The organism is Lentzea sp. NPDC037011, assembly GCF_055607425.1.
Genome location: NZ_JBVJRT010000003.1, coordinates 50,808 through 72,322 on the forward strand (window position 1 = coordinate 50,808; position 21,515 = coordinate 72,322).

The 21,515-nt window shown below is 73.0% G+C and carries 21 protein-coding genes; 2 read left to right on the forward strand and 19 right to left on the reverse strand.

Annotated elements, in window-relative coordinates:
- Positions 1-13 precede the first annotated feature (13 nt).
- Genes ACZ7CH_RS08810 through ACZ7CH_RS08875 form a run of 14 tightly spaced genes read right to left on the reverse strand, consistent with a single transcriptional unit; the run spans position 14 to position 12,444 of the window.
- Entirely contained in the window at positions 14-1,042 is a 1,029-nt protein-coding gene (locus ACZ7CH_RS08810; protein ID WP_458431592.1) for a right-handed parallel beta-helix repeat-containing protein, read from the reverse strand.
- Entirely contained in the window at positions 1,033-1,548 is a 516-nt protein-coding gene (locus ACZ7CH_RS08815; RefSeq protein WP_360393479.1) for a holo-ACP synthase, read from the reverse strand. The genes ACZ7CH_RS08810 and ACZ7CH_RS08815 overlap by 10 nt, the downstream gene beginning before the upstream one ends.
- Positions 1,545-2,318 carry an alpha/beta fold hydrolase gene (locus tag ACZ7CH_RS08820; RefSeq protein WP_458431593.1) on the reverse strand — a complete coding sequence of 258 codons (774 nt, stop codon included), beginning with the start codon at positions 2,316-2,318 and terminating at the stop codon, positions 1,545-1,547. Before ACZ7CH_RS08820 ends, ACZ7CH_RS08815 begins: the two co-directional genes overlap by 4 nt.
- Before the next feature lie 46 nt (positions 2,319-2,364).
- Positions 2,365-3,213, reverse strand: coding sequence for an ester cyclase (locus ACZ7CH_RS08825; protein WP_360393484.1), 849 nt, complete (start codon positions 3,211-3,213; stop codon positions 2,365-2,367).
- Positions 3,204-3,647 (reverse strand): holo-ACP synthase, encoded by a 444-nt coding sequence (locus ACZ7CH_RS08830; RefSeq protein WP_360393487.1) that lies wholly within the window; start codon positions 3,645-3,647, stop codon positions 3,204-3,206. The genes ACZ7CH_RS08825 and ACZ7CH_RS08830 overlap by 10 nt, the downstream gene beginning before the upstream one ends.
- Positions 3,644-4,558 (reverse strand): ACP S-malonyltransferase, encoded by a 915-nt coding sequence (locus ACZ7CH_RS08835; protein WP_360393490.1) that lies wholly within the window; start codon positions 4,556-4,558, stop codon positions 3,644-3,646. Before ACZ7CH_RS08835 ends, ACZ7CH_RS08830 begins: the two co-directional genes overlap by 4 nt.
- A 51-nt stretch (positions 4,559-4,609) precedes the next feature.
- Positions 4,610-5,491, reverse strand: coding sequence for an alpha/beta fold hydrolase (locus ACZ7CH_RS08840; protein ID WP_360393493.1), 882 nt, complete (start codon positions 5,489-5,491; stop codon positions 4,610-4,612).
- Positions 5,488-6,738: an FAD-dependent oxidoreductase gene (locus ACZ7CH_RS08845; RefSeq protein WP_360393495.1), complete on the reverse strand. Its 1,251-nt coding sequence runs from the start codon at positions 6,736-6,738 to the stop codon at positions 5,488-5,490. The genes ACZ7CH_RS08840 and ACZ7CH_RS08845 overlap by 4 nt, the downstream gene beginning before the upstream one ends.
- On the reverse strand, positions 6,735-7,463 hold the full coding sequence (locus ACZ7CH_RS08850) for a nitroreductase family protein (RefSeq protein WP_470373494.1): 729 nt from the start codon (positions 7,461-7,463) through the stop codon (positions 6,735-6,737). The genes ACZ7CH_RS08845 and ACZ7CH_RS08850 overlap by 4 nt, the downstream gene beginning before the upstream one ends.
- The gene (locus ACZ7CH_RS08855) at positions 7,460-9,733 is read right to left on the reverse strand and encodes a beta-ketoacyl-[acyl-carrier-protein] synthase family protein (RefSeq protein ID WP_360393500.1); all 2,274 of its coding nucleotides are present in this window, start codon (positions 9,731-9,733) and stop codon (positions 7,460-7,462) included. Before ACZ7CH_RS08855 ends, ACZ7CH_RS08850 begins: the two co-directional genes overlap by 4 nt.
- Before the next feature lie 46 nt (positions 9,734-9,779).
- Complete coding sequence (locus tag ACZ7CH_RS08860) at positions 9,780-10,853, reverse strand: aminomethyl transferase family protein (RefSeq protein WP_470372347.1); 1,074 nt, start codon at positions 10,851-10,853, stop codon at positions 9,780-9,782.
- A 7-nt stretch (positions 10,854-10,860) separates the two neighbouring features.
- On the reverse strand, positions 10,861-11,340 hold the full coding sequence (gene fabZ, locus ACZ7CH_RS08865) for a 3-hydroxyacyl-ACP dehydratase FabZ (RefSeq protein WP_360393506.1): 480 nt from the start codon (positions 11,338-11,340) through the stop codon (positions 10,861-10,863).
- Positions 11,337-11,642: an acyl carrier protein gene (locus tag ACZ7CH_RS08870; protein WP_360393509.1), complete on the reverse strand. Its 306-nt coding sequence runs from the start codon at positions 11,640-11,642 to the stop codon at positions 11,337-11,339. Before ACZ7CH_RS08870 ends, fabZ begins: the two co-directional genes overlap by 4 nt.
- Positions 11,643-11,697: 55 nt before the next feature.
- Positions 11,698-12,444, reverse strand: a complete 747-nt coding sequence (locus tag ACZ7CH_RS08875) for a 3-oxoacyl-ACP reductase family protein (protein WP_360393512.1) — start codon at positions 12,442-12,444, stop codon at positions 11,698-11,700.
- Between the two features lie 142 nt (positions 12,445-12,586).
- Between ACZ7CH_RS08875 and ACZ7CH_RS08880 the strand changes: the two genes are divergently transcribed.
- Positions 12,587-14,197 carry an FAD-dependent monooxygenase gene (locus ACZ7CH_RS08880; RefSeq protein ID WP_470373495.1) on the forward strand — a complete coding sequence of 537 codons (1,611 nt, stop codon included), beginning with the start codon at positions 12,587-12,589 and terminating at the stop codon, positions 14,195-14,197.
- A 210-nt stretch (positions 14,198-14,407) separates the two neighbouring features.
- Here the strand turns inward: ACZ7CH_RS08880 and ACZ7CH_RS08885 are convergent, their stop codons facing one another.
- Positions 14,408-15,883, reverse strand: coding sequence for an AfsR/SARP family transcriptional regulator (locus ACZ7CH_RS08885; protein WP_470373496.1), 1,476 nt, complete (start codon positions 15,881-15,883; stop codon positions 14,408-14,410).
- Positions 15,880-17,100, reverse strand: coding sequence for a macrolide family glycosyltransferase (locus ACZ7CH_RS08890; protein ID WP_470373497.1), 1,221 nt, complete (start codon positions 17,098-17,100; stop codon positions 15,880-15,882). Before ACZ7CH_RS08890 ends, ACZ7CH_RS08885 begins: the two co-directional genes overlap by 4 nt.
- 247 nt (positions 17,101-17,347) lie before the next feature.
- Here ACZ7CH_RS08890 and ACZ7CH_RS08895 point away from each other — a divergent pair, with 247 nt between their 5' ends.
- Positions 17,348-18,457 carry a DegT/DnrJ/EryC1/StrS family aminotransferase gene (locus ACZ7CH_RS08895; protein WP_360393524.1) on the forward strand — a complete coding sequence of 370 codons (1,110 nt, stop codon included), beginning with the start codon at positions 17,348-17,350 and terminating at the stop codon, positions 18,455-18,457.
- A 30-nt stretch (positions 18,458-18,487) separates the two neighbouring features.
- Here ACZ7CH_RS08895 and ACZ7CH_RS08900 read toward each other — a convergent pair whose 3' ends face one another.
- The 3 genes from ACZ7CH_RS08900 to ACZ7CH_RS08910 all read right to left on the reverse strand — a co-directional run bounded on the left by ACZ7CH_RS08900 (position 18,488) and on the right by ACZ7CH_RS08910 (position 21,515).
- Positions 18,488-19,882 carry an NDP-hexose 2,3-dehydratase family protein gene (locus tag ACZ7CH_RS08900; RefSeq protein ID WP_470373498.1) on the reverse strand — a complete coding sequence of 465 codons (1,395 nt, stop codon included), beginning with the start codon at positions 19,880-19,882 and terminating at the stop codon, positions 18,488-18,490.
- A gap of 19 nt (positions 19,883-19,901) precedes the next feature.
- A complete protein-coding gene (locus tag ACZ7CH_RS08905; RefSeq protein WP_458431601.1) occupies positions 19,902-20,468 on the reverse strand; it encodes a dTDP-4-dehydrorhamnose 3,5-epimerase family protein in 567 nt (188 codons plus the stop codon).
- A 75-nt stretch (positions 20,469-20,543) separates the two neighbouring features.
- Entirely contained in the window at positions 20,544-21,515 is a 972-nt protein-coding gene (locus tag ACZ7CH_RS08910; RefSeq protein ID WP_470373499.1) for an NAD-dependent epimerase/dehydratase family protein, read from the reverse strand.

Below are 21,515 nucleotides of genomic sequence, written 5' to 3' on the forward strand. Positions count from 1 at the left end.
GTCGTCCTCTCGATCAAGATCCGCACCCGTCGATCCGCTCCGGCTGGGAGGCGCCCACCACGTTGTTGCGGAAGCGCTGGTTGCCGGGGTCGGTGCCGATCTGCAGGTCGAACGGGCTGTTGCCGGTGATGGTGTTCCACTCGAAGGAGTTGTCGGTCGAGTCGGAGCCGCCCCAGTCCGCGGACGAGGCCAGCACCAGCGCGGCGCCCATGACCGACGGACCGGTGGGTTCGTTGCCGTGCAACCGGTTGCCGACGACCGCGACGCGCTGGACGCCGATGGCGGCGATGCCGACGCCGGAGATCGGCGGTCCGGCGAAACCGAGCACGCCGGGCTCGTCGCCACCGGAGGCCAGGGTGTTGCCGGTGATGTCGTTGTCCGCGACGAGCACGTCGGCGACGCCGCCGGGCAGCTCACCCTCGTAGGTCTGGTGCAGCAGCAGGACGCCCGCCGCGTTGCCGTGGCAGCGGTTGCGCAGCACCCGCGCGCGACTGGAGTTGTCGACGAACACGCCGAACGCGTTGGCGGTGCTCTCGCTGTCGGCGATCACCGCGTCGGCGGCCGGGCAGAACGCCAGCGCGATACCGCCGTACTGGCTGCCCTCCGCACGGCAGCGCAACACCTCCACCGCGGCCGACTCGCGCACGTACAGGCCCCACACCGCGTTGCCGGCCGACTCGACGTCGACGAGCCGCAAGCCGGTGGCGGTGTGCGCGTAGACGCCCGCCCCGGAGAAGCCCCGCACGGTCAGGCCCTCGACGGTCACACCGGACACGTCGTGCACGGTGATGCCGCTGACCACGTCGGCGGGCGCGTCGTGCAGTGCCGGCACGGCACTGGGCGCGACGGCACCGGGCACGATCACCGTGCGGCCGGCGCCCGCGCCGATGAGCGCCACGTCCGGGCGGCCGATCACCAGGCTGCCCTCGTAGGTCCCCTCCGCCAGGCGCAGCACCGCGCCCGGTGCGCAGCCGTCGAGCGCTTCCTGGACGGAGTCCCCGGGGTGAATGCGGACTTCGGTCGTGACCTCGGTCACGGACATCGCAGCGCTCCTCTCGGCGTGGCGATCAGTATGGCAAGGGCGACGATCAGGTCACCGCGGAAACCCCACCGGGCCATGCCCGCGACGGCCGCGCCGTCGCCGGGCTCCGCGGACCGCTCGGTGAGCCGCGCCAGTGCGGCCGAACCGCTGGCGCCGAACACGGTGTAGGCGCACCGCTCGGTCATCGAGACCCTGGTGGCCGCCTCGACCTCGGGCACGGCGGCGGCCAGCAGCGCGTCCGCCCACTCCGCACCGGGCGGCGGCGCCTCGCCGCACGCCTCGAAGTCGTGCCAGGAGAACCCGCGCGGCCGGCCGCCGACCGCCTTCACGAGGCACTCCTTCACCGCCACCGCGGCCGCGGTGGCGAGGCCGGGGTCGGCGTGCAGGTCCCGCTCACCGGGGGAGGCGACGTGCCGGGTGTAGGCGGGCCCGCTGTAGGACATGGCGCGGGTGACCCTGGCGACGTCGACCACGTCCACCCCGAACAGCATCGGCGGCGCGGTCACCCGGTGACCTCGCCGAGGAACCGCAGCAGCTCGGCGGTGTAGACCTCGCCGCGCTCGATCATCGGGATGTGCCCGCAGTCCTCGACGGTGACGAACTCGGTGTTCGCGTGCCGTGGCACCAGTTCGAGCCACGGCTCGATCGGCGTCATGCGGTCGTGGCGGCCCCAGACGTACAGCGACGGGCAGGTGACCTTGTCCATCGCCGGGTCGACCCGGTAGGTCCTGGTGGCGCGGATGCTGCGGGCCATCGCGACCATCGCGGAACCCTGGCGCAGCAGCTGCGCGGTCGACTCCACCTGCTCGTCGGTGAACAGCGGCTCACCGTGGAAGAGGGCGGCCAGCATGCGGTCGCGGAACTGCTCGCCCTGCAACCGCACGTCGCCGCGCCGGTCCATGTTCAGGCCCACGTCGGGGTCGGCGCTCAGGCCGGGCGCACCGCTGACCGCGATGGCCTTCACCCGGTCAGGAAAACGGCCGGCGAGGTCGATGGCGACCAGACCTCCCAGGGAGTTCGCGCAGACCACGACCTCCTCCGCGCCGGCCGCGTCCACGGACTCCATCAGGGCGTCCCCGAGGCGTTCGATGGAACCCGCGATCTTCGCGTCCACGCCGCAGATGGGCTCTTCGGTGCGCAGCACCGGCCACCCGGCGTCGGCGAGGGCGGTGAACGGGTGGTCCCAGATCCAGCCACCCGCGAACAGGGCGGACATGAAGGCCACCAGCGGTCGCCCGCCCGCCGCGGGCCGGTGGTCGGCGGTGAAGACCGTCATCGGGCAGCTCCTGGCATCGTCAGAACAGAGCGTCGGAACGGAGAAGTCAGAACAGGGGGTCGGGGGTCGGGGTGGTGCCGCACGCGCAGGTCCTGCCCGCGCCCGCGTCGACCATCTCCTCGCAGTCGGGGCAGCGCAGGTGGAAGCTCTCCCGCTCCAGCACCCACACGCTGGTGTACGCGCCGGTGCACAGGCCGCCGCGGAAGAACTTCCGCAGGGACCGCTGGTGCGGCCGGGCGTGCACGGCGCGGACCGACTCCGGGCGGTCGAAGGCGCTGATCGTGTACTTGCGGGCGCCGATCTCGAACGTGCTCATGCCGAGGAAGCCCTTGGAGGCGCGCATCGACTTGACCACCTCGGTGCTGAGCAGGTCGACCTCCGCGCCCTCGACGTCGTCGCGGACGTCCAGGTAGGTGAACGTCAGCACCCGCGGGTAGTCGGTTCTGTCCACTGTGGTGCGTGCGCTGATGCCGTACTCCTGCACCTCGTCGTGGCTGAGCAGGAAGCGCGCCGTGTGGCCGAGCGACGAGGCCAGGGCGACCCGGTCGAAGTGGCGCCGCACGCGCACCGCGCCGTCCACGACGGTCAGCACGTCCACGCCGTCCACCCGCGCCGCACCGCCCGTGCCCGGTATCCCGAGGTAGGGGGCGCGGTGCGTGCCGGTCAGGGTCCAGGTGAGCACGGCGGTGCCGCCCGCGTCGGCGGCCGGTGCGAAGTCGAGCACCAGGTCCGGGAACCGGGTCAGCACGGCCTCGACGTGCGCGACGAGGTCCGCGCCCGCCACCGGCTCCGGGGTGTCCGGGTCGGCGAACTCCGCCACCGCGCCGGCGATGGCGGCGGCGTCGCGCTCGCGCCAGGCCGCTGCCCACCGCACGGCGGTCTCGATCAGGTCCATGCGGTCACCGCTTCCAGGTCGTGGTCCTCGGCCAGCCGGGCGGAGGTCAGCGCCACCGCGAACGCGAGGTCGGCGGTGTGGCTCACGGAGACCCGGACGCGGGTGCCCGGCGCCTCCCTGCCGTCCAGCGGGCCGATCAGGCGCACACCCGGCGGGTGACCGTGCAGGCAGGCCGCCGTGCGGCTGCAGAGGGGAGCGGGCAGCGGCAGCACCTCCACCGCACCCAGGTTCTCCGCGGTCACGGGCTCGTCCAGCAGGCGCAGCACGGCGTACTTGGCCGCGAGCCGGCCCGCCCAGTGCTGCAGGGTGCGGCCGGCGCCGGACCGCAGCCGTTCCGGGCGGGTGAACACGACCTCCAGCGGCATCGGCTCGACCAGCTGCCACGGCGCGGTCAGCTCGCCGAAGGCGACCGCGGCGCTGCCCCACCCGGTCATGCCGCGGGCTCCGGGCGGCGCAGCCTGCGCACGGCGGCCGGGTCGGCCATGCTGACGCAGCCGGTGCCGACGCCGCGGAGCAGTCCGGTGAGCACCTTGCTGTCGCCGACCTCGACCAGCGTCTCAGCGTCGGCGAGCACGCGCATGGTCTCCGTCCACCGCACCCGTTCCGTGAACTGAGCGATCAGGGCGTCCACAATGGTCGGCAGGTCCGTGGTGGGTTCGGCGGTCGTGTTCGGGACCACCGGGACGCGCGGCGAGCGCATCGGTGTCGCGCGCACCGCCTCGGCCCAGCCGTCCAGCGCGCCCGCCATCAGCGGCGAGTGGAACGCGTTGCTCACCTTGAGCGCCACCACCTTGCGGGCGCCGGCCGCCGTGGCCAGCGCGACGAGCCGCTCGACGGCGGCGGTCGCGCCGGAGACGACGGTGTGGTCCGGCGCGTTCTCCAGACCGACGACCAGCGGCTCGTCCGGCCCTGCGGCCTCGGCGGCCAGCTCCTCCACCCGGTGCGGCGTCAGCCCCAGCACGGCCGTCATGCCACCGGTGTCCGGCAGGTCGGCCATGAGCCGGGCGCGGACGGCGACCAGGCGCAGCGCCGTGTCGGCGTCGAGCACGCCCGCCGCGCACAGCGCGCTGATCTCACCGACGCTGTGCCCGGCGACGACGTCCGGCTCCACGCCGCGGTCCCGCAGGACCGCGAGCGCGGCGAGGTTGCACGCGGTCACGGCGGGCTGCGCGTGCAGGGTGTCGACGAGCCTGTCCAGCGGCCCGCGGGCGCACAGCTCCGACACCGGTTCGGGCAGCAGCTCGTCGGCGCGCGCGACCACCGCCGCGCCCACCGGGTCGCGGCGCAGCCAGCCGCCCATGCCGATCCGGACCGTTCCCTGGCCGGGGAACACGAAGCCGATCACCTGCGCACCTCCAGTCCTCTGCGCTGCCCTTGCCGACGAGCCGGGTGCCGGTCAGAGCCGGCGCCGCCGGGACGGCACCGCCGCGGCCTTCTCGGTGCCCAGGAAACCCAGCAGCAGCTTGGTGACGATCTCCGGCTGGTCCAGCGGGATCCAGTGGCTGGCGTCCTCGACGCGCTCATAGCGCCACGAGCCCTTGACGAACTTCACCGAGCCCGTCATGCCCTCTTCGAGCAGCGCCTTGTCCCCCGTGGACCAGATGCCGAGGGTGGGCGCGAGCACGGGCGGGAAGTTGCCCTCCACGCGCAGTTCGGACTCGGGGGAGCGGTTGGCGCGGTACCAGTTCAGCGCCGCGGTGAGCGCACCCGGCTTGGCCAGCTCGCGCGGGTAGCGCTGGTGGTCGCCCTCGCCGCCCATGATCTCCTTGAACAGCCGCCACCCGTTGCGCCGCAACAACTGCTCGCTCACGCCGGGGAACTGGTAGAAGAGCATGTACCAGCTGGCCTTGCGCTGCTCGATCGACGGCGTGCTGAACACACCGGGGTGCCCGACCGACAGCACGGCGAGGTGGTCGACGCGGCGCGGCATCAGGAACGCGTACATCCACGCGATGGCGGCGCCCCAGTCGTGTCCGACGATGTGCGCCTTGGGGATGCCGAGGTGCTGCGTCAGCGCCACGACGTCGTTGACGATCGTGCGCATGTCGTACGCCTCGACCTCCTGCGGCTTGCCCGACTCGCCGAAGCCGCGCAGGTCGGGTGCGATGACCCGGAAGCCCGCCTCGACCAGCGGGTCGATCTGGTGCCGCCACAGGTAGTGCGAGTCGGGGAAGCCGTGCAGCAGCACGACCGGGTCGCCCTCTCCCTTGTCCACGTAGGCGATGTCGATGCCGTTGACGTGTGCCGACCCGGTCAGCAGGGTGTCCTTGACGCTCATGCCCTCTCCCTGAACAGCCTCTCGGCGAAGAACTCGCTGAACCCGAACTCCGGCACGTCCTCTGGCGGGACCATGTTGAGCAGGCCGGTCACCGACGCGGCGAAGTTGTCCGCCATCAGCTCGCGCGCCCGGCGCCGGCGCTCGGCCGCGACGGGACCGAACTCGCAGTGCAGCTTGGCGATGATGTCCGCGCCGAAGTGCAGCCGGTCCATCCGGAACTTCCGCTCGGCCAGGTACCCCTCGAAGGCCGCGGGGGACCAGTCGTCGCCACCGGTCAGCACCTCGCACACGGCACGGGTGTCGCGCAGGCTGCACGACAGGCCGGTGCCGAGCACGGTGTCGGCGTTGCCCGCCTCATCCCCGACGAGCACCACGCCGTCCATGACGATCGGCTGCTCGGGGAACATCGCGACCGACGGCCACAGCTTGAGCGGCCCGATCGGTGTCGCGGCGGTGTAGACGGCCTTGCCGCGGTCGGGCAGCGACGCCAGCTCGAAGTCCGCGATGAACCGCTTCTCACCCTCCGGGCCCTGGTAGAGCTTCCGGTTGGCGGTGGGGAAGTTGATGTAGAGCCGCGCGTTGCCGTCGCCCTGCGGGAACACCATGAACATCTTCTCGTCCTCGGTGCCCATCGCCTGCACGTCCATCGGCCAGTCGTCCAGGCCGGTGACCCGCAGCCCGCCGCCCCAGTGGTGCACCGAGGTCGCCATGGACACGCCGACCTGGCGGCCGACCGTGCAGCCGCGGCCGGTGGCGCCGATGACGATGCGCGGCTTGGCCAGGTGTTCCTGCCCCGCGTGGGTCCAGCGGACCTCCGGGCTGGTTCCGGCGGTGACCTGGACCCGCTGCGCGCCCATGACCACCTCCGCGCCGCCGTCCTCCGCCTGCTCGGCCATCAGCGCGCAGACCTCGTGGTGCGGGAACGACATGGGGCCGCCGACACCGGGCACGAACCGCGTCATGTCCACGGTCTCCGCCTCGGCCGGGTCGACCGTCTCGTCCCACTGCGTCCACTCGCGGATCTCCCACGCGCCGCCGAGGCCGAACGCCTCCTCGACGCCCAGCGTCTGCGCCTCACGCAGGCCCCACGGCGCGATCCACTCACCGCGCACGATGTCCCGGTAGGTCTCCTGCTTCTCCAGCAGCACCACGGACAGGCCGTTCTGCACGAGGTTGGCCGCGGCGGACGCGCCCGCGATACCGCCGCCCACCACGACGACGTCGACTCCGGTGTGCTCGACGGTCATGCCTGCCACCTCTCCCAGGACGTGCGTTCCTTGGCCGGAACCCGCTTGGCGGGGCGGAAGTCCGTGCCGATCGTGTAGGCGACCGGTACCAGGCAGACCTGGGTGACACCGGCGGGAATCCCGAGCAGTTCGCCCACCTGCCGCTCGAACGGCAGGTGCATGCACGTGATCGTGCTGCCGAGCCCGCGGCTGCGCAGGGCCAGCTGGAACGACCAGACCGCGGGGAAGATCGAGCCGTAGAAGTTGCTGGCCCGCATGGCCCCGATCCGCACGCCCTCCTGCCAGGTGCCGAGGTTGCGGGTACCGGTGGAGCCGAGCCACTCGGCGTCGATCGCGCCGATGTCCGGCGGACGGCCGAGCACGCACGGGATCACCAGCGCCGGCACCTTGGCGATGGTCTCGGCCAGTGCGGCCGCCGAGGCGTTGTTCTTCCTCATCTGCGGGTTGTTGCGGCGGCGCCCGGACCGCGTCCACACCTCTTTCTGGTGGAACTGCCAGGAGATGTCGAACAGCTCCGCCAGCTGGTCCTTCACCGCTTGCTCGGTGATCACCACCCAGCGCCAGTTCTGCTGGTCGTTCGCGGTCGGGGCCTGGACGGCGATCTCCAGCGCCTCCTCGATCACCGCGCGCGGCACCGGCCGGTCGAGGTCGAGCCGGCGGCGCACCGACCGGGTGGTGGTGAGCAGCCGGTCGGTCTCCAGCACGTCGAAGGGCAGGCCGGTCACACCGCACCCAGCAGGGTTCCTCCGCGCACCGAACCGGGCGCGGCGCTGAGCACGAGTGCCTTGGCCGGCCTGGCCGGCAGCTCGGGCTTGGTGACGTAGGACTCGACCGTGCCGGCACGGGGGCTGGTCAGTCCCGCGATGGCCGGTGCGACGCCGTCGCGCAGCGCGAGCGCGGCCAGCGCCAGGTTCAGCGCGCCGGTGGCCGCTCCCGCGTCACCGGTCAGTCCCGCGGTGGCGGTGAGCCGGGCGGACGGGACGGCGCCGAGCACCGCGCCCGCCTCCGCCTCGTCGGTCGCGCTGCCGGTGGCCGCACCGACCACCAGGTCCACGCCGTCGGTGGGCAGTGCGGCGATGGCGCGTTCCACCAGGGCCTGCTCGTCGTCCGCTCCGGCGCTCGCGTGGGCGCTGCTCAGCACCCGCGCGTACGGGGTCGCGCCCCTGGCGGCGGCGTGCGCGGCCGACTCGACGACCAGGGCCACCGACGCCGACGCGGACGCCTCGCCCGAGTTGCGGTCGTAGGGGTCGACCTGCGCGCCGTCGCCGGGCTGCGGTGACTCGTCGGCGGCGACCACGACCACCACGTCCGCCTTGCCGGACCGGATGATCTCCACCGCGCAGTCCAGCGCGATGGACGCCGACGCGCCGCCGTTGCAGATCGTCGTGGTCGGGCCGCGCAGGCCCAGGGTCTGGCACACCGCGCCGCCGGTGGCGTTGAGCACCACGTTGGAGAAGCTGAGCACGGCGGGCTTGTTCGGGTTGGCCAGCACGCTCTCGTCGAACCCGCCGGTGCTCTCCACCGAGCCCGCCGCGGTGGCGAAGACGACGCCCACGTTGTCCAGGGCGGCGCGGGGCAGCTTCAGCCCGGCGTCCTCCCAGGCCAGCCGGGAGGCGGCGATCGCCATGCGGGACAGGTGGTTCATGTGCCGCCACAGCGAGCGCGGCGCGAACGTGCGGCCCTCCAGCGACGGCTCCGCGCCGACCGCGGTGCGGCCGTTGGCGACCGCCTCGGCGACCTCGGCGATGCCGGTGCCCAGACCGGTGACCGGTCCGAGGCCGGTGAGGACGACCTCGGTGGCCGGCAGCTCGTCGTACTCGCGCGGGCCGCCGGGGCGGCGCAGCACGAGCGAGGCGTTGTTGCCGCCGAACGCGTAGTTGTTGGACACCACGACGTCCATGTGCAGCGGACGCGCGGTGTTCGGCACGAAGTCCAAAGTGGACTCCGCAATCGCCTCGTCGGTGAACCCGATGGTGGGCGGCGCGGTCGCGGTGCGCAGGGCCAGCACGCTGGCCACCGCCTCGACCGCACCCGCCGCGCCCAGCGTGTGCCCGATGAAGCTCTTGATGCTGCTGGTCGGCACCTGAGGCGCCCGCTCGCCGAACACGGCGCGCATGACCTTCTTCTCCATGGCGTCGTTGGCGGGCGTGCCGGTGCCGTGCCCGTTGACGTAGTCCACCGCGTCGGTGTCGAGACCGGCGTCGGCGAGAGCCCTGCGCATGGCCGTGATGCCGCCGCGGCCGGTCGGGTCCGGTGCGGTGGCGTGGTAGGCGTCGGCGGACAGGCCGTAGCCCGCGACCTCCGCCAGCGGCTCCGCACCCCTGGCCAGCGCGTGGTCCAGCGCCTCCACGACCAGGAAAGCCGCGCCCTCACCCAGGTTCAGGCCGTCCGAGCGGCTGTAGGGGCCGCACGGGCGGGCGCTGAGGGCCTGCAGGCCCGCGAACCCCGCGTAGGTGCCGAACAGCAGCGGGTCGACGCCACCGGCGAGCACCACGTCCGCCTCACCGGTGAGGATCTTGTCCTTGGCCAGGCCGACCGCGTTGCCGCCCGCCGCGCACGCGGTCGAGACCAGGACGCGCGGGCCGGTCATGCCCAGCTTGCCCGCGATGACGTCACCGGTGGCGTGCATGGGCTGGTAGCCGCCCGCCGCGGTCGGGGTGGCCTGGCACTTGCCGAGGACCAACCCGAACCGCTCGCCGGGCAGCTCCGCGGGCGTGGCCGCGCCCAGCCCCGCCCTGCTGACCGCCTGCCGGGCGGCGACGAGGGCGAGCCGGGCCGTGCGGTCCAGCCCGGTGTCCTCGGCCGGCAGCTGCGCGTCGATCCACTCGTCGGGCACCTGGCCCGCGAACCTGGCCTCGAACGCGGCGAACCGTTCGTCGTCCACGGCGGTGATGCCGCCCGCGCCGGCGGTGAGCCGGGCCCAGAACTCCTCCGGGTCCCTGCCCGCCGCGCAGATCACCCCGACTCCGGTGATGACCACTGGCCGCAGCGCCATGCTCGCTCCTCCTCGCAAACCCCGGGCGACCGCTCGGGGGACCAGATCAGATGATCGGGGTGCTCCAGCTCTTGGGCGTGACGTACGGGCTGGTCAGCGTGACGACCTCGGTGTCGCCGACGGTGACCGTGAGCCCGGCTGCGGCCAGGTCCGGCGGCAGCCGCAGCAGGCCGAGGGAGGACTTCAGCCCGATGCTGTGCACGGCGTGGACGACCTCGCCGATCTTCTCCCCGCCCACGGTGACCGGCGTGCCCGGCGCGGGCACCTCGGTGCCGCCGGAGAAGCCGACGGTGCGGCGCTCGGCCGTGCCCTCGAAGGCGGCCACGACGGCGGCACGCCCGACGAACTCGTCCTTGGTGATGTCCACCAGCCAGCCCGCGCCCATCTCCAGCACGTCGACGCCGTCGCCCGCCTCGTGGCGCACGACCGGCTGCCGCACCTCCAGCATCGCCAGCTCCACGGCGTCCTGACCGGCGGGCACGGCGTGCTCCAGCGCCTTGGTCCACAGCCGCTCGGCCGACTCGCGCGGCACCAGCACCTTGTACCCGTACTCGCCCGTCACACCGGTGCGGGCGAAGAGGATGTCCACGCCGTCCCACTGGCTGTCCACAACGGACTCGAACGGCAGCGCGGCCAGCTCGCCGTCGATCAGCCGGCCGACCACGCCCCACGCGTACGGGCCCTCCAGGCCGAAGAGCGCGTACTCGTCCGTGCGGTCGGTGATCTCCACACCGGGCTCGGCGTGCGCGCGCAGGTGCTCCAGCAGCCGGGTGCCCGCGCCGGTGGAGGACTCCAGCAGCAGGCCGTCCTCCCGGCCCCACACCACGACCTGGTCCACGACGGTGCCGTCCTCGGCGAGCACCAGGCTCGTCATGCAGCGCTCGGCGGTCAGGTACTCCACGTCGCGCGCCAGCACCTTCTGCGCGAAGTCGACGGCGGCGCCGCCGGAGAGCTCGATGATCCGCTCGCCGGACAGGTCCAGCAGGGCGGCCCGCTCCCGGATCGCCTCGTACTCGGCGTCGAGCGTGCTGAACCGGAGCGCGACCTCGGCGTCCAGGACGGTGCCGTGCGCGGTGCCCTCGGGGTGCGCGGCCTTCACCGGCGACGTCAGGGGTTCCATTGGCGTGTCAAACCTTTCCGGTAGGGCTGGTGGCTGCCGGGTCGGCGATGGTGATGGTGCCCTCGGCGGCGATCTGGCCGTCGACCCTGGCGCTCACCTTGAACTCGCTGAAGCCGCGGGCTCCCGCCGTGCGGTCGGCGGTGATGACGAGCTGGTCACCCGGCACGACGGGGCGGCGGAACCGCATCGACCGCACGCCCGCGAGGTAGCCGATCGGCCCCGCGCCGGCGAGGGCGAACACCACGCCGGCGAGCTGGGCCATCGCCTCGACGACGATCACGCCCGGAAGCACGGCCGCGCTCGGGAAGTGCCCCTGGAACCACATCTCCGTGGCCGCGACGTTCTTGATCCCGACCGCGCCGACACCGGGCTCGACCTTCTCGACCCGGTCGATCAGCAGGAAGGGCCACCGGTGCGGCAGGACCTCCCGGAGCTGGTCGTTGGTCAGCGACGTCCCCGCACGCACGGGCTCCCGGGTGGTGGTCATGCCGAACCGGTCGAGGCCTGCTCGGCCAGTGCCGGGTTCACGTGGTCGGCCAGGCGCGACACCGAACCGAACACCGACATGTCGCTGTCGTAGAGGGCGACGCCGAACTCGGCCTCGATCGCCACGTACAGCTCCAGCACGTCGAGGCTGTCGAGCTCCAGTCCGCGGCCGAACAGCGGCTGGTCGTCGGTGATCCACGCGGGCTCGATCGGCAGGTCGAGCCGAGAGACGATCATCTTCTTGATCTGGGCGCACGTGTCGTGTCGGGCGGCCGCCGTGGCGCGCAGTTCGTCGAGGGTCACGCTTGTCCTTCCGTCCGCTGGGTTGTCCGGCTCGGGGGTGTTCCGGCCCGGGGGATCAGCCGAGCCCGCCGCCGTTGGCGACGAACGTCTCGCTGGTGATGTAGGACGCCTTGTCGGAAGCCAGGAACGTGACCAGGTTCGCGATCTCCTCCGGGCGGCCCATGCGGCCGAGCCGGATGCGCGAGGAGTAGTCGTCGCGCAGCTTCGCGGGGATGACCTTGGTCATGTCGGTCTCGACGAACCCCGGCGCCACCACGTTGACGCGCACGCCGTGCGGAGCGGCCTCGTAGGACAGCGCCTTGGTGAACGCGATGATCGCGCCCTTGGACGCGACGTAGTTCGTCTGGCCGGGGAAGCCGCCGTCCAGGCCGCTCGCGGAGCTGAGGGTCACGATCGCCCCGCGCCGCTGGTGCTGCATGATGCGCATCGCCTCGCGGCAGGCCAGGAACGTGCCGTGCACGTTGATGTCCATCGTCTCGCGGAACGTGGCGCTGCTCATCGCGACCAGGTGCCGGTCCCGCGTCACGCCCGCGCTGGTGACCAGCACGTCGAGCCGGCCGTGCTCGGAGCGCACGGAGCGGAACAGCTCGCGCACCGCGTCCTCGTCGGTCACGTCGGCCCGCACCGCGCTCGCGCTGCCGCCGTTCTGCTCGACCTGCGCGACCAGTTCCTCGGCCTGCTCCTCCGAGCGGGAGTAGTTGACCACGACGTGCACGCCGTGGGCCGCCAGGTCGACCACGACGGCCCGCCCGATCCCGCGCGAGCCGCCGGTGACCACGGCGACCGATCCTTCGGCGAACATGGTGCCCCCTCACGTTGTCCAAGGCTTGCCCGCTGTGCACGCCGTCGTTCGGCGCAACGCTACTGACCTGCGACTTCAGTGCTCTATCACTTCGATATCCGCCTCCTTGACGTCCCCGCGGCGGTGTCGCAGGCTCCTGCTCATGGCTGACTTCGAGGTCGACGTCCTGATCGTGGGTGGTGGCCCGGTCGGCCTCGCCGCGTCGATCGAGTGCTCCCGCAACGGGTTGACGTCACTGTTGGTGGAGCGGCACCAGGGGACGTCGATCTTCCCCAAGGCGCGCCTGGTGTCCACCCGCACGATGGAGCTGGTGCGGGCGTGGGGAGTGGGGGAGGAGGTCGAGCGCGCCGGACTGCCGCGCGAGGACAGCCTGGCCGTCGGCGTCGGCTCCTCGCTGACCGCGGACGACTTCCACCGCGAGGTCGCCCCGCTCGCCGAGGACGCGCCGCACAGCCCCACGTACACCTACATCTGCGCGCAGGACAGGTTCGAGGTGGTGCTGCGCGGCCTGGCCGAGCGCTCGCCCGGTGCGGACGTCCGGTTCGCCACCACCCTCACGTCACTGGAGCAGGACGAGTCCGGTGTGGACGCCGTGGTCGAGTCCGCCTCCGGCCGCGCCACCGTGCGCGCCCGCTACGCCATCGCCGCGGACGGCGGGCGCAGCACCGTGCGCGAACGGCTCGGCATCGGCGTCGAGGGCCCGCCACCGCTCGGACACATGATCAGCATCATGTTCGACGCCGACCTGGTGTCGTTGCTGACCGGCAGGATGTGCGCGCTGTACTTCATCCGCAGCGCGATCCCGTGCGCGGTGGAGGCGGTGGACAACCAGCGGCGCTGGATCATCCAGACCGGTTACGACCCGGCGGAGGGTGGCAGCGAGGCCGACTTCACGCCCGAGTTCTGCGTGCAGGTGGTGCGCGAGGCCGTCGGCGTGCCGGACCTGGACGTCGAGCTGGTCGGCGTGATGCCGTGGCTGCAACAGGCGGTGACCGCGACGCGCTTCCGCTCGGGCCGGGTGTTCCTGGCGGGCGACTCGGCGCACGTGTCGACGCCGCAGGGCGGGTTCGGGATGAACTGCGGCATCCAGGACGCGCACAACCTGGTGTGGAAGCTGGCGGCGGTGGTGGCGGGCACGGCCGGCGAGGCCCTGCTCGACACCTACGACGCCGAGCGCCACCCGATCGGCGAGCGCACCGTCGGCGAGAGCCTGGCGAACGCCTTCATCACGTTCCAGATGATGGAGGGCAAGCTGTCCATGAAGGAGGCCATCGCGCAGCAGGCGGGCCGGCGCAGCTGCGAGGGCCTGGTCCTCGGCTTCCACTACGACTCCGCCGCCGTCGTGCCGGACGGCACCGGCGCACCGGTGGTCGAGGACCCCTACCGGACCTACGTCCCGACCGCGCGACCGGGCCACCGCGCGCCGCACGTGCCGCTGACCAGGGGTGCGGAGGTGTTGTCCACATTGGACCTGTTCGGCGCGGGGTTCGTCCTGCTCACCCCGGCGGGCAGCGGCTGGGCGCAGGCGGCGAAGGAGGCCGGCTCCCGGACCGGGGTGGCGATCAGCGCGGTCGAGGTGTCGGCCGACGGCTCGACCGCGGTGGTGTCACCGGACTGGGCCACGGTCTACGGCGTGGGTGCGGCAGGTGCGGTGCTGGTGCGGCCGGACGGGCACGTGGCCTGGCGCAGCACGGACACCGCGTCGACGGACGCGCTGTCAGTGGCGGTGGACGCCGTTCTCGCACGTGGTTGACCGGCCCACTGGCCGGAGTGGTGCTGCCCGCCGCGCGGTGTGGCGGGCAGCACCGGTCAGGCGGGCACGTCGCGCGGTTTGGCGCGCCGCGCCGTTCAAGCGAGCATGCCGCGAGGTTGGCGGGCGGTACCGGTCAGGCGGGCACGTCGCGAGGTTGGCGGGTGGCACCAGTCAAGCGGGCACGTCGCGCGATTCGACGGGCCGCACCGGTCACGCGGGCACGCCGGTCAGCCAGCGGCGGTCCTGGCGGTGCGGTGCCGGCCGGACGCCCGCCGCCGCGCGGCGCAGCGGCAGCGGGAAGCCGTCCGCCGAGCCGACGATCCTGCTCGCCTCACCGCGTTCCTCCGCCACCCAGTCGTTCCCGAGCAGCATGGTCAGCAGCTGCCACGACTCGTCCGCCGTCAGCGGCTCCAGGAACGCCCGGTGCGCGCCCTGACGGGCGACCAGTTCGTCCATCGGGTGCCTGCTGGTGACGATGGCCCTGGTGTGCGCGCCGCTGGGCAGCAACGGCCGCACCTGGGCGTGGTCCACCGCACCGTCCAGCACCACCAGCACCCGCTTGTGCGACACCGTGCTGCGGTACAGCGCGACCTTCTCACCCGGATCGTCCGGAATGGACGCCGCGGGCACGCCGAGCGCCCGCAGGAACCGGTCGAGCACCACGGCCGGCGGCACCGGGCGGCCGAAGTCGTCCACCAGCTCGGAGTGCAGCTGCCCGTCCGGGAACCGGTCGAGGCGGTGGTGCGCCCAGCGCAGCGCCAGCGCCGTCTTGCCCACCTCACCGGGGCCCGACAGCACGACCACGCCCGGCACGTCGGTGCCCGGCGCGAGGGCGGCGTCCAGCCCGGCCAGCTCGGCCGACCGGCCGGCGAACGGCAGGACCTGGCGCGGCAGCTGGGACGGTGCCACCGCCGGCACCTCGACGCGGACCGGCGCGAGCAGCGCCGGCGCGTCGCGCAGCACCTGCTCGTGCAGCTCCCGCAGCTCCGGACCGGGTTCCAGGCCGATCTGCTCGATCAGCACCCGCCGGGCGTCCTGGTAGGTGCGCAGCGCGTCGGCCCGCCGGCCCGACCGGTACTGGGCCAGCATCAGCTGCGCCCGCGCCCGTTCGCGCAGCGGGTGTTCCGCCACCACCGCGGCCAGGTCCTTGCCGACCCGGTGGTGCAGCCCGAGCCGCAGCTCCAGCTCGGCGCACGCCTCCACCGCGTCCAGTCGCGCCGACTGCAGCGACACCGCCTCCGCGCGCAGACCGGGCAGGTCCTCGAACGGCACACCGCGCCACAACCCCAGCGCCTCGCGGTACAGCGCCGCGGCGCCCGCCACGTCACCGCTCGCCGCGCGCGGCCGGGCCCTGCCGACGAGTCCGTTGAACCGCAACCAGTCCACGGAGTCCTCGTCCAGCCGCGCCACGTAGCCGGGGCTCGCGGTGTCGACGGCCCTGCCCGACTCGCCGAGCGCCCGCCGCAGCCGGGACACGCAGATCGCGATCTGCCCGCGTGCGCTGGCCGGCGGGTCGCCGTGCCACACCGCCTCGATGAGCCGGTCCACGCTGACCACGCGGTTGGCGTCGAACAGCAGCCGTGCCAGCACCGCGCGCTCGCGGGGACCGCCCACCCGCACTTCGACGCCGGCGCGCAGGAACCGGATCGGGCCCAGCACGCCGAACTCGGCAGGGGCGGGGGTCAACGCGACCGCGCCAGGTGCTTCTCGACCTCGTCGGCGGCGCGCGCCGCACCGCCCGCCTCCGCGACGGCCTTGCGCATGAGGTCCGACCTGGCCGCGATCTCCTGGTCACCGAGCACCGACGTGACCGCGTCGACCAGCGCCTCGGGCGTGAGGCCGGCGGGGTCGAGCACGGTGCCGAGGCCCAGTTCGCGGACCCGCCACCCGGTGGGCCGGTCGAGCGCGGAACCGGGCACGCACACCATCGGCGTGCCGGACCGCAGTGCCTCCATCACTGTGCCCATGCCGGCGTGGGTGACGCACAGGGCCGCGTGCTCCAGCACCGCCACGTGCGGCACGAAGTCGTGCACCTCGACGTTGGGCGGCAGGTCGCCGAGCGAGGCGCGGTCCACACCGCCGCCGGTGGTCATCACCGCGTGCCACGGCCGGCCGCGGAACGCTTCGACGCACGTGCGGAAGAAACCCTCGTCCTCGTTGAACACCGCGCCGAGCGACACCAGCACCACGGGCAGGTCGCCGGCGGGCGGCGTCCACGTCCCGAGGAAGCCGCGGTCGCCGACGCACGGCCCGACGAACGCGAACCGCTCGTCGAAGGTCTCACCCGCGTACTGGAACTCCCGCGGCACGGTGACCAGGCTCAGCGGCGGCACCTCGAACCACACCTCGTGCGGCGCGGCGGCCACCCCGTAGCGGGCGCACAGCGCGCCGATGCGCCCCATCGTGGTGGCGACCCACTCGGGCATCTCCCTCGGCCGTTCCCGGGCCGGCTGCTCCGCGGCGTCGGACTCGGGGTTGTACATGGCGTTGAGGAAGGAGAAGTGCTCGTTGGAGGCGAACACCGGGATCACCTGCGCGGCGGGGACGTCCCAGTGCCGGGCCAGCACACGGGCCCCGTGGAGCACCGAGGTGTCGTAGACCAGGCAGTCCGGCCGGTCGCCGTCGAGCTCGGCCGTCGCGGTGGCGAGCATGGCCTCGCTCTCGTCGAGCAGCACGCCCATCAGGTAGCCGGGATCGTTCGCCACGAGGGCGAAGTCGGCGTCGCGGTACCGGGACGGGTAGGTCACGACGGTGGCGCCCGCCTCGGCGGCGATCTCCGCCATGCTCGGTGCGGTCAGGTAGGTGACCCGGTGCCCGCGCGCGGCCAGTTCGGTGACGACCGCGAGGTTCGGGATGACGTGCCCGTGGTCCGGGTGGCACATGAACAGGAAATGCCGCGACATTTGTCGTCCTCGCCCCGATTGTTGTGCTGGAATCCGGCGACCCTGCCGGGAGCGTGGTCACCGTAAAGCGACCGGAAGCGGCCTGGACACCCCTATCACTCCTGTTCCCCTGCCACGGACGAGCGGGTCGCCGGTTGCCTCCAGGGGGTCGGTTCCAGCCACCCTGACCTGCAGATTAGGGGTTACCCCCTAGCCGGGGGCCAGACCTAGGCTGGCCGGGAAGCCGACCACAGCGAAAGGGCTGCCGATGGCCACGCTCGTCTGGGACTACTCGCGCGAATACGAAATGGAGCGCAAGGACATACTCGACGCGGTCGAGACCGTGTTCTCCTCCGGCAGGCTCGTCCTCGGGCCGAGCGTGTCGTCCTTCGAGGCGGAGTTCGCGGCCTACCACGGCGTCGCCCACTGCGTCGGCGTGGACAACGGCACGAACGCCCTCCGCCTGGCGCTCCAGGCGCTCGGTGTCGGCCGCGGCGACGAGGTCGTCACGGTGTCCAACACCGCCGCGCCGACCGTGCTGGCGATCGACGCCGTCGGCGCCACACCGGTGTTCGTCGACGTGGACCCGGACACCTACCTGATGGACGTCGCCCAGGTGGCTTCGGTGATCACGCCGCGCACCAAGGTCCTGCTGCCGGTGCACCTGTACGGCCAGTGCGTGGACATGGAACCGTTGCAGGAGCTCGCACGGCAGCACGGCCTGCTGGTGCTGGAGGACTGCGCCCAGGCGCACGGCGCGCGCCACCACGGCCGGGTGGCCGGGTCGATGGGCGACGCCGCCGCGTTCTCCTTCTACCCCACCAAGGTGCTCGGCGCCTACGGCGACGGCGGCGCGACGATCACGAACAACCCGGAGGTGGACGCGAACCTGCGCCGCCACCGGTACTACGGCATGGAGAAGACCTACTACGTCGTGGAGACGCCCGGCCACAACTGCCGGCTCGACGAGGTGCAGGCGGAGATCCTGCGCCGCAAGCTCGTCCGCCTGGACGACTACGTGGCGGCGCGGCAGGCGGTGGCCGCGCGGTACGCGGAAGCGTTGGCGGACACCGACCTGGTGCTGCCGTCGACCGCGCCGGGCAACACGCACTCGTACTACGTCCACGTGGTGCGCCACCCGCGGCGCGACGACATCCTGGAACGCCTGAAGGCGCACGACGTCCACCTGAACATCAGCTACCCGTGGCCGGTGCACACCATGACCGGGTTCGCACACCTGGGCTACGCCGAGGGCAGCCTGCCGGTGACCGAGCGGGTGGCCGGCGAGATCTTCTCGCTGCCGATGTACCCGTCGCTGCCCCAGGACACGCAGGAGCACGTGGTGGACGCGCTCAAGCAGGTGCTGGCGACGCTCTGACCGGGCCGGTGGCGGGCGGCACCGCCCGCCTCACCCGCGCGGGAGGAGGCTGCGCAGGCACAGCAGCAGGCTGCGGGCCTGGATGTTGACGTAGAAGCTGTGCCGCAGCAGCTCCTCGTACTGGTGCAGGGTCAGCCACCGGTACTCGGGGTCGTCCCGCGCGACCTCGGCGTCGGTCTCCACGACCAGGTACCGGTTGCGGGCGCCGAGGAACCGGCCGCCCTCCTCGGACAGCACGGCGTCGAAGCGGATCTTGGTCGAGCCGAGCACCTCGTCGAGGAACCGGGGCCGCGCCGGCAGGTGGTCGTGCGCCTCTGGCACGCACTGCACGGTGGGCGCCAGCTCGGTCACGTCGGCGTAGCCGGGTTCGGTGCGTGCGTGGGTGAGCACGTGCAGCACACCGCCGATCTCCTTGACCAGGAACGCGATCACCCCCGTGCCGACCGGTTCGATCATCGGCTGGGACCACGCTCCGACCTCACGCCCGCCGGCTCGCACGTCCACGCCCACGACGGTGAAGAACCCGCCGCTGCGGTGCGCGATGACGCCGTTCTCACGAGTCCAGTCCGGCAACCCGGCCAGCGGGCCGAGGGCGACCCGCAGGTCGGTGCGGGTGCGGACCTCGGTGATCCAGCTCAGCACCTCTCCGGTGGTGTGCACGCCGGGCGTGGCCGGGTCTCCCGACCGGACCAGGGCTTCGCTGAACGGGTCGGTGGCCGCCGCGGCCAGTGCCGCGCCGCCGCCGGGCAGGCAGGCCAGCACCGTGCGGGCGTCCATGTTCACCAGGTCCGGCACGGTCATCAGGCCGGCGATCTCGCCGAGGGTGAACCAGCGGAACCCCTCACGCACCTCGACGTCGCCGTCGACCTCGACGACCATGTTGCGGTTGCGCTTGCGGTAGAACCACGCGCCCTGCTCTGACTGCCGGATGTCCACCAGGACGTGGTGGCCGGAGGTGTCGCGGAAGTGCTCCAGGTAGGGGATGGGCTTGCCCTGGTGCACGCGGGTGTAGTTGCTGCGGGTGGCCTGCACGGTCGGCGACAGCTGCAGGCCGTTGGCGTTGCCCGGTTCGTGCTTGGCCTGCATCAGGCAGTGCAGCACGCCGTCGACCTCCCGCACGAGGATGCCGAGGATGCCGATCTCCGGCTGGTTGATGATCGGCTGCGACCAGTGCGGCACGAGCGCGCCGGGCAGGTCGACGGCGAGCGACTCGACGCTGAAGAACCGGCCGGTGTGGTGGCGCAGGTTGCCGGTGCCCGGTTCGGTGAGCCAGCCGGCGAGGCCGTCCAGCGGTACGCGCTCGACGTTCATCCAGCTGTGCTCCGCGGTGCGGGCGAGCCAGGCGTGCACGGCGTCGGCGTCACGCGCGGCGAGCATCGACTCGGCCAGGCGCGTCCGGGCAGGACGGCGGGTGGGTGCGGTCACCTGGGGTGCTCTCCTCTGCTCAGGTGGCGTGGACCGGCAGCAGTCCGGTGTCCCGCGCGAGGGCCAGGCCCGGTGCGGCGCGGTCGCGTTCGGACAGCACGACGTCGGCCGGAACGGGCAGTGCCAGGTCCGGGTCCACGATGGACACCGCCAGCTCGTCCGCGGGTTCGTAGCCGCGGGACAGCAGGTAGTGCACGGTGGAGTGGTCGTCGAGGGCGATGAACGCGTGGCCGAGCCCTGGCGGGAGGTAGACGGCGCGGAAGCCGTCGCCCGCCAGCTCGACGGAGTCCCACTCGCCGAACGTCGGCGAGCCGACCCGCAGGTCCACCACGATGTCCAGCACCCGCCCGCGGGAACAGGTCACGTACTTCGCGCACCCCGGTGCCGTGCGGGCGTAGTGCACGCCGCGGGCGACCCCGCGGCGTGACACGCTGGCGCTGGCCTGGGCCACGGCGAACAGCGGCGCACCGACCGCCTCGGCGAACACGTCGTGCTGGAACGGGGAGACGAACAGGCCGCGGTCGTCCGGGAACACCTCGGGCTCGAACTCCCAGGCCCCGCCGACAGAGAGTGCGCGGGCTTTCATCGACGACCTCCGTCTCAGGACGGTGATCAGCGTGCAGCGGCCCGAACCGCGTGGTCAACCAGCTTAGGGGAACCCCTATCCGCGGTTAGGGGTGTCCGGCCGCAGACCGTCCACTGAGGACTGAATCAGGTGGGCGACGGTCCTCGACACCGCGTCGGCGAGGGGAACCCGGGCCCGCCACCCGGTGGCGAGGGTGAGACCGGCCGGGTCGGCCACGAGGCTGTGGAAGTCCGACGCGGTGGCGTACGGCGGTGGTGGCACCGACAGCACCGGCACGGCCGGGCGACCGGTGTGTTCCGCGACGGTGGCGGCGACGAGCTCGAACAGCGCCCGCACCGGGACGCCCGTGCCCGAGCCGACGAGCCACGCCCGTCCGGCCAGCCGGTCGGCGTGCGCCACGGCCGCCGCGAACGCCTCGGCGACGTCCTCCACGAACACCAGGTCGCGCCGCACGTCCCCGGCTCCCCACACGGTCAGCGGCTCGCCCGCGAGCGCACGCCGCGCCATCGCGGTCACCACACCCCGGTCAGGAGAGCCGGGGGAGGGGCCGAACACGGTGGGCAGCCGCAGGGAGCAGCCGCCCGCGTCGAGCACGAGCCGTTCGGCGGCGCACTTCTGCCGGTCGTACTCCGACTCGGGGTGGTCGGTCTCGGTGCCGTCGATCCGCTCCGGCGCGCCCGGCCCGACCTGCGAGGTGGAGCCGGCGAACACGACCGTTCCGCGAGCCGAGTCCACGGTCTCGGCGACGATGCCGACGTTGACCCTGGCGGCGTCGGCATCGCCACCGGCGGCGACCCGCCAGGTGCCGCCGCCGGTGAACAGCACCAGCGGCAGCACCACATCCGCGCCCGCGACCGCGGCGGCCACCGCGCCGGGCTCGGTCAGGTCGGCCGCGACGACCTCGGCCGGGAACGGCGGCACGCCGGGACCACGTGCCACCACCCGCACCCGCGCGCCCCGCGCCGCCAGCCGTGCGGACACCGCGGAACCCACGAACCCCGACCCGCCGAGCACCGCGACGAGAGCGCCGCTCAGTTCTCCCGGCAC